The sequence below is a fragment of the Bacillus cereus group sp. BfR-BA-01382 genome, from assembly GCF_022663475.1.
In the GTDB taxonomy this organism is placed as follows: domain Bacteria; phylum Bacillota; class Bacilli; order Bacillales; family Bacillaceae_G; genus Bacillus_A; species Bacillus_A thuringiensis_S.
The window spans coordinates 1-13,952 of record NZ_JAKUFQ010000129.1 but is presented as its reverse complement, the minus strand read 5'-3'; the positions used below and the strand labels follow the sequence as shown (position 1 = coordinate 13,952).

Here is a 13,952-nt window from a genome sequence, read left to right as displayed (position 1 = left end):
AATTTATTAATAAAAAGTTCTAACTACTATACACATAAAATACTACTAGATAAATTACATATACGTGTTAAATGTCTTCTTTAGTAGAGTTATCACAACAAAGAGATTTACATACTATAACAAATTAATAGTCCTTTACAAGAAGATGAATTACTGTTGCTTTAGGAAATTAATAGTTATAAACTTATAGGCAAAGTCGAGATCCTCGCTATAAGTTTGTAAAAATAGAGTATAAATTTATTATACTTTATTAAATTTTTTATACATGAATAGGAGTGATATTTATGCAACTAAAAAATGTAACACCTATGGGATTAAATGATGAGGTATTCAAAACAATTATTAATAAAACTGAAAATACATTTCCATCATTTTTTTTCATTAATCCGTCAGGTAATGTTGTCATACCAAAATATTTGAACAAGGATATTTGTATGTATGCAGTTTTCGGTGAAACAATGGTTATAATTGATAATGAAATTGAGATATTAAGGCATCAACAAATATTGTATTTTAATGCTGAGGTGTACATTGAATTGAGAAATAATACAACTGAGAATGTAATTGTATATATTGATGGTGTAAATAAGTAATTATTGATTAGAATTATTATAAATATTTGTGAAATACTTCACAAAAAATACACAATAAAAAATAATCATTTCATGTATAGTAGGAGTAGTTGAAAATTTCATATCATTATTTGTGAAATACTTCACATGATTTAAGACTTTACTTAATAGGCAAGATGAAAACAATAAGTTACAACATTTTAAATCTATTTTTATAGTGATCTGGAGGCTTTAATATGACAAACAAGACAGATGAAAAAGAAGTACAAGCAATGGTCAACGTAGTAATTAAAGATGAAAATGATGTACAAGAAGTTATTAATACTTTAGTTGAAAATGGAAAAGAAGCACTAAAAGCATTGGAATCTTATACGCAAGAGCAAGTAGATCATATTGTTCATGAAATGGCACTATCTGGATTAGATCAACATATGCCATTAGCAAAAATGGCGGTTGAGGAAACTGGTCGAGGTGTGTATGAGGATAAATGTACAAAGAACATATTTGCGACTGAATATATTTGGCATAGCATAAAAAAAGATAAGACTGTAGGAATTATTCATGAAGATCCACATGAAGAAGTCATCGAAATTGCCGAACCAGTAGGTGTAGTTGCTGGTGTGACACCAGTAACTAATCCTACTTCAACAACTATGTTTAAAGCAATTATTGCAATGAAAACACGAAATCCAATTATTTTCGCTTTTCATCCATCTGCTCAGCAATGCTCTGTTGCAGCGGCTAAAATTTTAAGAGATGCTGCAATTAAGGCAGGGGCACCGGAGAATTGCATTCAATGGATCGAAAAACCTTCTGTTGAGGCAACAAAAAGATTAATGAACCATGAGGGGGTTGCACTTGTTCTTGCAACCGGAGGTGCTGGAATGGTGAAATCAGCATATTCTACAGGGAAACCGGCCTTAGGAGTAGGGCCTGGGAATGTACCTTGTTATTTAGAGAAATCAGCACATGTAAAACGAGCTGTAAATGATTTAATTTTATCAAAAACATTTGATAATGGTATGATTTGTGCCTCTGAACAAGCAATCATTGTAGATAAAGAAATCTATAATAGTGTAAAAAAAGAAATGCAAGACAACAATTGTTATTTTGTTACCGAAGAAGAGAGAATAAAATTAGAGAAGCTTGTTATTAATGAAAATACTTGTGCAGTAAATAGTGATATCGTTGGGAAATCAGCACATTATATTGCATCATTAGTAGGCATTAAGGTACCAGAAGATACAAAAATACTTGTAGCTGAAATTAAGGGAGTGGGTGCAGAATATTCACTATCACGTGAAAAATTGAGCCCAGTATTAGCTTGTATCAAAGCAAATTCACGAGAAGAAGGATTTAAATTCTGTGAAGAAATGTTAAATTTAGGTGGCTTAGGGCATTCAGCGGTTATTCATTCTACAAATAAAGAAGTACAAAAACAATTTGGTTTAAGAATGAAAGCTTGTCGCCTTATTGTAAATTCACCGTCAGCACAAGGTGGGATTGGTGATATATATAACGCATTTATTCCATCTTTAACATTAGGTTGTGGATCATACGGTAAAAATTCTGTTTCTCAAAACGTAACAGCTACACATTTAATAAATGTAAAGCGTTTGGCGAATAGAAAAAATAATATGCAATGGTTCAAATTACCACCTAAGGTTTTTTTTGAAAAACATGCGACACAATATTTAGCTAAGATGCCAAACATTTCACGAGCATTCATTGTAACGGATCCAGGAATGGTAGAACTGGGATATGTTGATACAGTTACACATTACTTACAACAGCATTTAAATGATGTAAAAGTAGGTGTTTTCTCAGAGGTAGAACCAGATCCATCAGATGAAACAGTATTCAAGGGTGCTGAGATGATGAGAAGCTTCAAACCGGATGTAATTATTGCATTGGGCGGAGGTTCAGCAATGGATGCAGCAAAAGGAATGTGGCTATTTTATGAATATCCAGAAACAAAATTCTTTGGAATCAAACAAAAGTTTTTAGATATTAGAAAACGTACATGTAAATTTCCAACACTAGGGCAAAAAGCACAATTTGTTGCGATTCCAACAACATCAGGAACAGGGTCAGAAGTGACACCATTCGCGGTTATTACAGATAAAAAAAATAATATAAAATATCCACTTGCTGATTATGAATTAACACCAGATGTAGCGATTATTGATCCACAGTTTGTAATGACAGTGCCACCTCATGTAACAGCAGACACTGGAATGGATGTGTTAACACATGCAATTGAAGCATACGTGTCTATTATGGCAAATGACTATACAGATGGATTGGCCTTAAAAGCCATTGATCTAGTATTTAAATATTTACCGAGAGCATATAAAAATGGAAATGATGAAGAAGCACGTGAGAAAATGCATAATGCTTCTGCAATTGCAGGTATGGCTTTTGCAAATGCATTTCTGGGTATTAATCATAGTTTGGCGCATAAGCTTGGACCAGAATTTCACATTCCACATGGACGTGCTAACGCAATCTTAATGCCGCATGTAATTCGCTATAATGCTATTAAGCCAAGAAAACATGCATTGTTCCCAAAATATGAGCATTTTGTGGCAGATGAACGTTATGCATATATTGCAAGAACATTGGGATTGCCAGCAAGTACAGTAGAAGAAGGGGTAGAATCTCTGGTACAAGCAATTATAAGCCTTGGAAAAAAATTGAATATTAATATGAGTATTGCAGGACAAGGAGTAAAACAAGAAGCATTTGAAAATGTTGTGGATGTTTTATCGGAAAGAGCATTTGAAGATCAATGTACACCAGCAAATCCGAAACTTCCATTGATTTCAGAATTAAAAGAAGTATATAAACAAGCATATAAAGGTGTGTAATAAGTTAAGTAGGTATAACTTTTTTAGTTCATAGATTTTGTATTTGATAATTGTAAATATATTGTATATGGGTGTTAAGGGGAAATAAATATTATAAAGAGCTGTGTTCTAAATAGAGCATCTAACAAAAATGCTGCCTAGATGACCTGTATGTAGGTAAGACGGAATTGTACAAAAACTATGTCTAATTATAAGAAGTTAAATCAAGTAATTGAAAAAAAAGAAGAATTAATATCGCTTGTTAAGCAGTATGGATTCACTCATGAAAAGGTAATTTGTTATAGTAGAGAATTAGATTTATTACTAAATGATTTGATGAAATCTAATAGAAATAATAAGTAAATCAAATTTATATAAAAAAGCAATAAAATATAAATATTTAAGATATATTTAAAATAAAAAGCACTCCCCTATAAATAGGAGAGTGCTTTTTTATCTTAATTTCATCTATTTTAGGAGGGATTTTTTAAATGCTAAAAACTTATGCGTGATAAATCTCACAACATAAATGCACATATAATTTTACAATATAGTATGTAAGTTGATGGGAGGCTTTCTTTTTGATAAATCGTGATTATAATGAAAACCCATTTATTGTAATATGGGAGTTAACAAGAGCATGTGAACTAAAATGTCTACATTGTCGTGCTGAAGCTCAGCATTATCGCGATCCTTTTGAGTTAACATTAGAAGAAGGAAAAAAACTAATTGATGATATATATGAAATGGATAATCCGATGCTGGTTTTTACTGGCGGGGATCCATTAATGCGTTCGGATATATATGATATTGCTGAATACGCGGTGAAGAAAGGCATTCGGGTTTCCATGACACCCAGTGCTACTCCAAAGGTTACTAAAGAAGCGATTAAAAAAGCAAAAGATGTTGGGATTGCTAGATGGGCATTTAGTATAGATGGACCAACAGCTGAAGTACACGATCATTTTAGAGGAACAGAGGGGTCATTTAAATTAACAATGGATGCAATTGATCATTTAAATGAATTAAAAATCCCTATTCAAATTAATACAGTTGTTTCTAATTATAATTTGAGTGTACTTAAAGATATGGCAAATTTAGTAGAAGAATTAGGTTGTGTGTTGTGGAGTGTATTTTTCTTAGTCCCAACAGGACGTGGTAAAGAGAAAGATATGATTTCACCAATTCAACATGAAAGAGTGTTCCGATGGCTATATCAGCTTAGTAAAACTGTTTCTTTTGATATAAAAACCACAGCTGCTCAGCACTATAGACGCGTTGTTCTTCAAGAAAAAATGAAGGGAATTAAAAAGATAGATCAAATTATTCAATATAGAGATGTACTGATGGAAGGAATGACGGACGGATTTAATGAATTTGGACGCGCTCCAAAAGGAGTAAATGATGGAAATGGAGTTGTATTTATTTCTCATATTGGAGATGTATACCCAAGTGGGCTATTGCCGATTAAAACCGGGAATATTAAATTAACACCGATAGCTGAAATTTATCGAAACTCTCCTGTTTTTCAAAGTCTTCGTAATCCAGACAATTATAAAGGCAAATGCGGTGTTTGTGAGTTTCGATATGTTTGTGGGGGATCTCGTTCTAGGGCATTTGCGATGACGGGGGATTACATGGAAAGCGAACCTTTTTGTGTATATGTTCCAAGAGCATTGCAAAAAAAGTGTAAGAATTGAGCATGTCCCTTTTTACAAATTTTTTTATTGTGTATTTCCAATATTTATGAGCAAATAATTTCTGCTCATAAATATTGGATTAGTGATAACGAATAATCGAAAAAAAATCAAGGAAATTATATTTATTTTAGGCGTATAATACGTTGATTTGAGCTTCCGCAAAATGGAAGAGTCAAATCTCTTTTTTCGATTTCAAATCTTCCATCAACTAAAACATCCCCATAATGTAACAGCTCAATCATATCTTTGTTTTGTGAATTCTGTATCTCTTCTAGTGTATAGCCAGTGTAAATCCAAAGATTTTTGTTTAAGCTTTTTACGGCTTTTGCAACTTCTTTGACCTCGATAGCTTGAAAAAATGGGTCACCCCCTGAAAATGTTACATCAGTGAGAGGATTTTTGGAAATTTCTTTTATAATTTCTTTCACACTCATCTCGGTACCATTATAAAGATTCCATGATTTGGGGTTATGGCAACCTAAACAATGATGTGGACAACCGGCAAAAAACACAACTGTCCGTAGCCCTTCACCATCTACTACACTATCATGAATAATATTCATTACCTTCATTTATGTTTCACACGATCTGCTTCTTCACTACGCTTTGCATTGTTCCATTTTGACATGTCCCCTACAAGATATCCAGTAATACGGCGAATTCTTTCAATATGATGATCTTCTATATTTCCACAGCTAGGGCACTCATTTTCAATCACTCCATTATAGTCACAACATTTACAACGATCCACTGGGTGATTAATTGAACCATATCCTACTTCATACTGAGCCATTGCTTGAACAATCTGTTTTAAAGCCATTTGATTATGTGCTGCCGCTCCATCTAGTTCAATATAAGTAATATGACCACCGTTGCAAAGAGCATGAAACGGTCCTTCTAAACGTATTTTATTAATTGCTTGAATAGGATAATAAACTGGAATATGAAATGAATTTGTATAGTAATCATGATCGGTTACACCTGTAATAGTTCCAAACTCAGCACGATCCTTTTGGATGAACTTCCCTGATAGTCCCTCGGCAGGAGTTGCAATTAAGGTAAAATTCAAGCAATGCTCTTTTGTTGCTTGGTCCATCTTATTTCTCATAAAGGTAACAATTTCTTTTCCAAGTTGCCATGAATCTTTATCTTCCCCATGGTGTTTTCCTGTTAAGGCAACCAAGCATTCCGCAAGTCCAATAAAACCAAGGCTCAATGTTCCTTGCTTTAAAATCTCAGTAACTGAGTCTTCTGGTTGTAGTTTTTCTCCATTGCGCCAAATCCCTTGTGAATATAGGAATTGAAAATCTCTTGCTTTTTTTGTACATTGATATGAATATCTTTCTAGCAATTGACGAATGCCAAGTTTGATATAATGATTTAACGATTTGAAAAATCCTTCTTTTGAATCATTTATTAAAGCCAATTTTACTAGATTAATAGAGGTAAATGATAGATTTCCTCTGCCAATTGCTGTCTCCTCACCATGAATATTAGACATCACACGAGTACGACACCCCATATAACATACTTCACTTTCTGGGTGCCCATTATAATACGCTGCATTAAATGGCGCATCTAAAAATGAAAAGTTAGGGAACAATCGCTTCGCTGTTGTTTCTAATGCAAGTTCAAATAAATCATAATTTGGATTTTTTTCTTCAAAATTTACACCTTTTTTTAACTTAAAAATTTGAATGGGGAAAATAGGCGTTTCGCTTTTTCCTAATCCCGCTTGTGTTGCCTGTAGTAATTGTTTAATTAATAGTCTTCCTTCCTTTGATGTGTCCGTTCCGTAATTAATTGAAATAAACGGAACTTGTCCACCACCACGGCTATGCATACTATTGGAATTATGAATAAATGCTTCACATGCTTGATATGTATCGTTTTCTGTTTCTCTCCATGCAAACACTTCGATTTGTTCCTTTGTTAGCGGATAGTCTATTAACTTTTTCTTGTTTTTTTCAAATGTTTTCCTCACATAGGGTGCTAAATCTATATCAAACATGGCAAGAGATTGCCCACCATGCTGCATATTTTGATTAGCTTGAAGAATAATAGACGAGAGTGCTAATGCACTTTTAATATCTTGTGGTTGTCTCATATGGCCATGTCCAGTGTGGAACCCTTTTTTCAGCAATTGTGCTAAAGGGATTTGTGAACACGTGGTTGTTCCTGTTGCATAAAAATCTAAATCGTGTGGGTATAAAATATTTTGATTAATAGCTTCTTTTACTTGTTTAGAAAGCAAATGTTCCCTTACATAAAGTTTTGCACTCTCTGATGCAAATGTTCCCATCATTCCCATTGGAGATCGACCATCAACATTTGCATTTTCTTGCATTAAGTCTTGATCGTTACTTTTTATAATTTTATGAAAAGTTGTCCATAAATTACTTTTTTGCTGTTTTAAATTGTCTGAGGTGTTCATGAAATCCACTCCTTTTCAATATGTGGTACTCAATATTGATAAATGATACTATATATAGTTTTTTTCTGCAATGGTACTAATAAATGAAGTATGTGATCTTTTCTATTTAGAAGAGATTAAATCTAGAAGTTTATCGTATTATCTTGCTCATAAAAAATGAAAAGATATAGAATGATTCAATTATTTATAGATAAAAATTCTTTTGTTTTAGGTTCAAAGAGTGAGGTTATCAATAGAGAGTAAAAACACAATGAAGAATGTTTTATTCTATAAAATAAAAGGTATAAAAATAGAATGCAGTGATTTCACTCACAGTATTTTTTAAAAACATAGTTTATCTTATAAGGGAAGAGTGAGTATGAGAAATTCATTATATTTTACTATTTGGGATGGGTATTCCCTAAATTGGTGGAGTATGATTACCAGTGGGGGGATTCTCTCACTGGTAAAGTTTTTTATCTATAAATTTAATGATATATATGCTACTTATTATCATTCTTACGTAACATTTTGATAAAAAATTAAATGTGAGGTGTGGAAGAATGAAGTTAATTATTCCAAAGCAGCATGGAGCCTGGGGAATGCTGCTTATTCCATTTGTTTTAGGTATTTTAACTGGTAAATGGACATGGTATCATATACCTCTTTTTTTAGCGTGGTTTTTTGTGTATTTAGCTACATATCCCTTATTAATGTATGTAAAACAGCCGCGAAAGAAGTATTATTTATATTATTTTTTTCTTTACTTTGGTGAGGCTTGTATATGTACAGCTATTGCTCTTAGTTATGAATGGCGTATAGTTTACTTTTCTATTATTATGCTCCCGTTTTTTTGTATAAACATTTATTTTTCTAGCAAAAAAAATGAACGAGCCTTATTAAATGATGTATGTGCAATTCTTTTGTTTTGTATAGGGGGCATTATAAGTTATTACTTCACAATGAAATCAGTCGATAAAAATATTTTGATAATAGCGACTATAACATTTTTATATTTTATAGGAAGTACGTTTTATGTAAAAACAATGATACGTGAAAAAAAGAATCCAACGTATCGCATTCTGTCATGGTGGTACCATTTATTACTTGTGATTGTTACGCTTATTTTATCACCAACGATTACCATTATTTTTATCCCAAGTTTGATACGGTCTATAGTACTGTATGGAAGGAATATTTCAATCTTAAAGGTGGGGATTTTAGAGAGTATAAATGCTATTTACGTTTTTATTACAACAATAATAGTATTTAAATATTTTGTCTCGTAAAGACTAATAATGATTCATATTGTTCATGTTATATTCATATATTAATTTGTTTGTATTAATTGTTGTATTAATGTTTTCTCCAATCTTGGATGTAGAAAGGAATGTATAAATAATGACTTTTTACCAAAAATTAATGCCGTATTATGATGAAATTTTTCCAGAAAATGAAAAACAATTGAATTTTATTGCTTCATATTTACAAGAGGGGGACTCCGTAATTGATGTAGGTGCGGCAACAGGGAATGTGGCTAATGCATTAGTTGAACAAGGAATGATTGTAACTGCGATGGAACCAGAGAAGACAATGGCTGATAAAATTTCTGAGAAGGCTATAACCCATAAGGGAAGACTTTTTGTAAATACACTTAGAATGCAGCAAATAGACGATGTGCCTGGGATATTTGATGGTATTTATTGTATTGGAAATACGTTGGTTCATTTGGACAATGTACAGGAAATTACTGATTTCATTCAACGTTCTTTTAAAAAACTTAAGAAAAATGGAAAGTTCATAGTTCAAATTGTAAACTATGAAAAAGTATTAAATCAAAAAAATTTCATATTTCCAGTAATTAAGAAAGAACATTTCTCATTCAAACGAGATTATGCAATAGAGAGAAACAAGGTGCTATTTACTGTAACATTAAATACAAGTGGTGAAGAATTCTCAAATAGTATAGAGTTATATCCAATTACAAAAAAAAAATTACTTCCCATATTAATAGATTGTGGATTTGAGTCAGTAGAAACTTACGCTAATTTTGATAAAAAAATATATTCACTTGATGGTCCGGCATTAGTAATTGTAGCAACAAAATAAATTTTAAAAACACCTGAGTAGAAAACTGTTACTCAGGTGTTTTTTTATTAATTTTTTAAAATGTGATTCTAGTCCTCTTTTAATTATAAAAAAGTTTATATAATTCAGTGGTAAATCGAATCTGATTGAGGAGGAATTGAGTTATATGGGCAAAGAAATTAAGTTAACTAAAGATATATATTGGGTAGGAAAAGTTGATAATAGAGAAGTTCCATTTCATCGTTTAATCTTAGCAAAAGGAACAACTTATAACGCGTACTTGCTAAAAACGGAAAAACCAACAGTGATTGATACAGTTGATATAGAGTTTGGAAGAGAATTTGTAGAATCATTAAGTAAATTAATTGATCCACAAGAAATTCAGTATATTGTAGTGAATCATACAGAACCCGACCATTCAGGGGGATTGGCAGCATTAGCATCAAGAGCTACTAATGCAACGATTGTATGTACAGAAATTGCAGTACCAGAAATACAAGAGATGTATAAACTGCATAATCGAAAGTTTTTAATAGTAAAAGATGGTGATACATTAGACATTGGTGGAAAAACATTGAAATTTAAAGAAACGCCATATCTTCATACTGAAGAAACAATGATTACCTACTGTGTAGAGGATAAAATTTTATTTCCTTGTGATATTTTTAGTACTCATATAGCAAATGACGAGATTTTCAGTGATAAAGCGAATGTAGATATTACGGAAGATTTTATTGGCTATTATAATGCCATTATCCATCCACATAGAAGATATGTAAGAACATTAATAGAAGCTCTAAAAGATTTGGATGTACAAATGATTGCACCATCACATGGCTACATTTTACGTCAGGATATACAGAAGTATATTAAATTATATGCGGATATGAGTAGAGATACGAATCAAGATAAAAAAGTAACAATTGTATATACAACAATTAAAAATAATACAAAAAAAGTAGCAAATATTATTAAAGAAACTTTAGAAGCAGATAATATTCATGTAACAGTATTTAACGCTGATAAATCAAAAAAATTAGAGGTTTTAAAGAGTATCCAAGAAGCAGATGCAGTCTTCATAGGATCTTCAACTAGATATGCAGATATGATTGGTAATTTAGAAGACATTTTAAAAGAAATGACAGAAATGAACCTAGAAGGGAAAATTGCAGCTTCATTCGGTTCATATGGTTGGAGTGGAGAGGCAATTGAGGTGATACAAGATTACCTCAATGAAACAAATATGAATGTACAAAGCACATCAAAAGTTATCAAATCTACAGGTATGACTCATGTTGAATTTCCTATTCGGATTAGATTCTCTCCAAGAGATGAGGGAAAAGTAAAGAAAATCCAACATGCAACAACATTTGTTACAGATTTATTATTGAGTTCTATTTAATAGAAAAATGGAGGTGAAAACATGGAAAAGAATTTTGTTATTATTGGGAGTGGTGTAGCTGCTGTAAATGCCGCTAAAACTATTAGAGAGTATGATAAAGGATCAAATATATTTATTTTTGGTGAAGAGCCATTACTACCTTATAAAAGAATTAAATTATCAAAGGATCTGTATTCAGATTTACACAGTGAAAAAGTGTTAATTAAAAAGAAAAAGTGGTATCAAGATAATCACATATCATTTTTTATAAATACAAAGGTGGTAAAAATTAATACAGATGAGCAATTTATTGTTACATCCAATGAAGCGGTATTTTCTTATCATAAACTATTAATTTGTACAGGAGCGAATAATAGAAGATTAGAGATAAATGGAATTAATAAAAAAAATATTTTTACTATTAGGGACATGAAAGAAGCAGATGAGCTTAAAGGTCATTTAGAAGACAAAGAAAGTGTTGTGACCATTGGTGGGGGTGTACAAGGGTTAGAAACAGCATGGTCTATTCTGAAAGCTGGTAAAAAGGTATCCATTGTAGAAGTAGCTCCTTTATTAATGAGAAGACAATTAGATACAAAATCTTCGCTTCTCTTGAAACGAAAAATTGAAAAGGAAGGAGTAAAGGTGTATTTAAATACTTCTATTGATTCTATTCTCGGGAAAGAATCTGTAACTGGCATAAAGATGAACGACAATTCTCAAATTAATTGTGATAGTATTGTTTACTCAATTGGCGTTACTCCGAACACTAAACTTGTACATGATACTGCTATTAAATTAAATAGAGGTATTGTTGTAGATGAGAAGATGAGAACAAATATAGACTCCGTATACGCTGCGGGAGATGTTGCAGAAGTAAATAATGAAATTGAAGGCTTATGGGGGACTGCCTTGGAACAAGGAAGAGTAGCAGGTAGTAATATGGTCTCTAAAACTGCCATTTATAAAAAAGAAATTCCAACCACTATTTTTAACGCATTCAATGTATCTTTATTTTCAATTGGAGTTGTTAATAAAGAGCAATGTGATACAACAATTGTTGAAGAAGACGGTAAGGAGAAGTATACAAGGTTATTTATTAAGGATAATAAAATAGTCGGTGTGATTTCATTAGAAGGAGTTGCTGCATCTATTCCTTACAAATCTGCGATTGAAAAGCATGTGTCGTTAGAAGGAATAGATTTATTAAATACAAACATAAGTGAAATAATGAGCAAGTTAAAAGAAAAAATATAAAGCTGTACAAAAAGGAGAGGAAATCATGAAAAAATACATTTGTTTACCATGTGGATATATTTATAACCCAGAGGTAGGGGATCCAGATGAGGATATAGAACCAGGAACAAGTTTCGAAGATTTACCAGAGGACTGGGTTTGTCCTGTGTGCGGAGAAGATAAAAATCATTTTGCACCACTAGATGAATAAGAAGGAAAAAACAATGAGAATACTGCACAGTATTCTCATTGTTTTTTATATTTTCAAATGTGATTCTGGTCACAGAAATATTCCTTAAAAAATTCTATAATAATTATGTAGCAGATACTTATACCGATTCAGCAATTCTCGGTACACTCTATATGGCCCTGGCGCCACCCTTTCTCCTCAGGGCCATATTTTGATATGGGTCACTGCAATATTTGATAAAAATGTCTATAATAACCTTGGATATCAGTATATTTTTAATTTTATAGTTAAAGTAAGGTGAGAAAATATGGACGATAATCATAAAAAATCAAGAGAGCTTTGCCCAAGAAAAGTACTAATTTTTAAGACCCTTTCTGAAGAGGAAATTAGTAATATAGCTTCAATGACAAAACATAGGAAGTTTAAAAAGGGTCAGCCATTAATTCTTGAGGGAGATAAATCAGATACATTATTTATTATTAATAGTGGACAAGTAAAGCTCTGTACATTAACTCTTCAAGGGAAAGAGCAAATATTGCATATACTAACAAGTGGTGAATCCTTTTGTGAATTAAATATATTTAATTATGATGAAAAAAGTAATTTTAGTGCGTATGCTATAGAAGATACTCATATCTGTATGCTAAAAAAAGAAAATATGGATTATATAATGGAACGAAATCCAAGTATTGCATTAAAGTTGTTAAAAGTTGTCACAAAACGTTTAGCTAAGATAGAGAATTTAGTGCAAAATTTAGCGACAAACAATCCTGAAGTTAGAATTGCTCATATACTATTGGAGTTTTGTGATAAATATGGCAAAAGTACTGAGGATGGAATACTTATTAACTTGCCATTGACACGAGAGGAATTGGCAAATTATGCGGGGGTAACAAGAGAGACTATTAGTCGTAAATTGAATAAGTTTGAAAGTTTAGGACTCATGGCCTCTGTTGGAAATAAGAAAATAATAATAAAAAATCAGTTAGCTATTAGAAGACTTATCAGTTTCTGACAAAAGCCCCTTTTCTCAGAATATAAAAGAGGGGTTATTACAAATTAGCAAGTATTTTAACGAATTTCCCGAAAGAATTCTCCTTCCTCAAGCGTGTGAAGGGCGTAGCCCAACGGTAGGTTGGAGATGAATTTCGGTTTGGCGTAGCCAAAAAGTTTTCCTTTTTATTTTGCCTCTGATATAATCAGTCTTATAAATCATAAAGGCTGGTATATAAATGAAATTAGATAGTAATAACCATTCAGTATTCTTGTTGTATTATCACCTTGTGTTGGTTGTGAAATACAGAAGAAATGTGTTTGATGATGATATGTCAGACTATGCAAAAGATATGTTTGTTCGACTATCTGAAAACTATCACATCACATTAGTTGAATGGAATCATGATGTAGACCATGTTCATATTTTGTTCAAGGCACACCCTAATACAGAAATGACAAAATTCATCAATGCTTATAAAAGTGCAAGTTCTCGACTTATTAAAAGAGACTTTCCACAAGTGAAAAAG

General features: G+C 31.9%; 13 protein-coding genes. 11 read left to right on the top strand and 2 right to left on the bottom strand.

Annotated elements, in window-relative coordinates:
* Positions 1 to 284 precede the first annotated feature (284 nt).
* From MR160_RS30010 to MR160_RS29995, 4 genes are all read left to right on the top strand, one after another.
* Positions 285 to 593, top strand: a complete 309-nt coding sequence (locus MR160_RS30010) for a hypothetical protein (protein ID WP_001176240.1) — start codon at positions 285 to 287, stop codon at positions 591 to 593.
* 251 nt (positions 594 to 844) lie between these two features.
* Positions 845 to 3,442 carry a bifunctional acetaldehyde-CoA/alcohol dehydrogenase gene (gene adhE / locus MR160_RS30005; protein WP_242298919.1) on the top strand — a complete coding sequence of 866 codons (2,598 nt, stop codon included), beginning with the start codon at positions 845 to 847 and terminating at the stop codon, positions 3,440 to 3,442.
* A 180-nt stretch (positions 3,443 to 3,622) separates the two neighbouring features.
* Positions 3,623 to 3,784, top strand: coding sequence for an aspartyl-phosphate phosphatase Spo0E family protein (locus tag MR160_RS30000; RefSeq protein WP_080451699.1), 162 nt, complete (start codon positions 3,623 to 3,625; stop codon positions 3,782 to 3,784).
* A gap of 218 nt (positions 3,785 to 4,002) precedes the next feature.
* On the top strand, positions 4,003 to 5,121 hold the full coding sequence (locus MR160_RS29995; RefSeq protein ID WP_242298918.1) for a TIGR04053 family radical SAM/SPASM domain-containing protein: 1,119 nt from the start codon (positions 4,003 to 4,005) through the stop codon (positions 5,119 to 5,121).
* A gap of 122 nt (positions 5,122 to 5,243) precedes the next feature.
* On the opposite strand, the gene nrdG is transcribed toward MR160_RS29995, so the two are convergent.
* Positions 5,244 to 5,693 carry an anaerobic ribonucleoside-triphosphate reductase activating protein gene (gene nrdG, locus MR160_RS29990; RefSeq protein WP_061664427.1) on the bottom strand — a complete coding sequence of 150 codons (450 nt, stop codon included), beginning with the start codon at positions 5,691 to 5,693 and terminating at the stop codon, positions 5,244 to 5,246.
* Positions 5,690 to 7,555: an anaerobic ribonucleoside triphosphate reductase gene (locus MR160_RS29985; RefSeq protein WP_242298917.1), complete on the bottom strand. Its 1,866-nt coding sequence runs from the start codon at positions 7,553 to 7,555 to the stop codon at positions 5,690 to 5,692. Before MR160_RS29985 ends, nrdG begins: the two co-directional genes overlap by 4 nt.
* 542 nt (positions 7,556 to 8,097) lie before the next feature.
* Between MR160_RS29985 and MR160_RS29980 the strand changes: the two genes are divergently transcribed.
* The 7 genes from MR160_RS29980 to tnpA form a co-directional block, all read left to right on the top strand.
* A complete protein-coding gene (locus tag MR160_RS29980; RefSeq protein ID WP_098676332.1) occupies positions 8,098 to 8,823 on the top strand; it encodes a YwiC-like family protein in 726 nt (241 codons plus the stop codon).
* A gap of 112 nt (positions 8,824 to 8,935) precedes the next feature.
* The gene (locus tag MR160_RS29975; protein ID WP_242298916.1) at positions 8,936 to 9,643 is read left to right on the top strand and encodes a class I SAM-dependent methyltransferase; all 708 of its coding nucleotides are present in this window, start codon (positions 8,936 to 8,938) and stop codon (positions 9,641 to 9,643) included.
* A gap of 145 nt (positions 9,644 to 9,788) precedes the next feature.
* On the top strand, positions 9,789 to 11,024 hold the full coding sequence (locus tag MR160_RS29970) for an FprA family A-type flavoprotein (RefSeq protein WP_000513992.1): 1,236 nt from the start codon (positions 9,789 to 9,791) through the stop codon (positions 11,022 to 11,024).
* 21 nt (positions 11,025 to 11,045) lie between these two features.
* A complete protein-coding gene (locus MR160_RS29965; RefSeq protein WP_003257130.1) occupies positions 11,046 to 12,260 on the top strand; it encodes an NAD(P)/FAD-dependent oxidoreductase in 1,215 nt (404 codons plus the stop codon).
* A gap of 25 nt (positions 12,261 to 12,285) precedes the next feature.
* Positions 12,286 to 12,450, top strand: a complete 165-nt coding sequence (gene rd / locus MR160_RS29960) for a rubredoxin (RefSeq protein WP_000759867.1) — start codon at positions 12,286 to 12,288, stop codon at positions 12,448 to 12,450.
* A gap of 286 nt (positions 12,451 to 12,736) precedes the next feature.
* Entirely contained in the window at positions 12,737 to 13,444 is a 708-nt protein-coding gene (locus tag MR160_RS29955; RefSeq protein WP_000342564.1) for a Crp/Fnr family transcriptional regulator, read from the top strand.
* Positions 13,445 to 13,661: 217 nt separating this feature from the next.
* The coding region (gene tnpA / locus MR160_RS29950) for an IS200/IS605 family transposase (RefSeq protein ID WP_242298915.1) at positions 13,662 to 13,952 on the top strand (291 nt) is incomplete at its 3' end.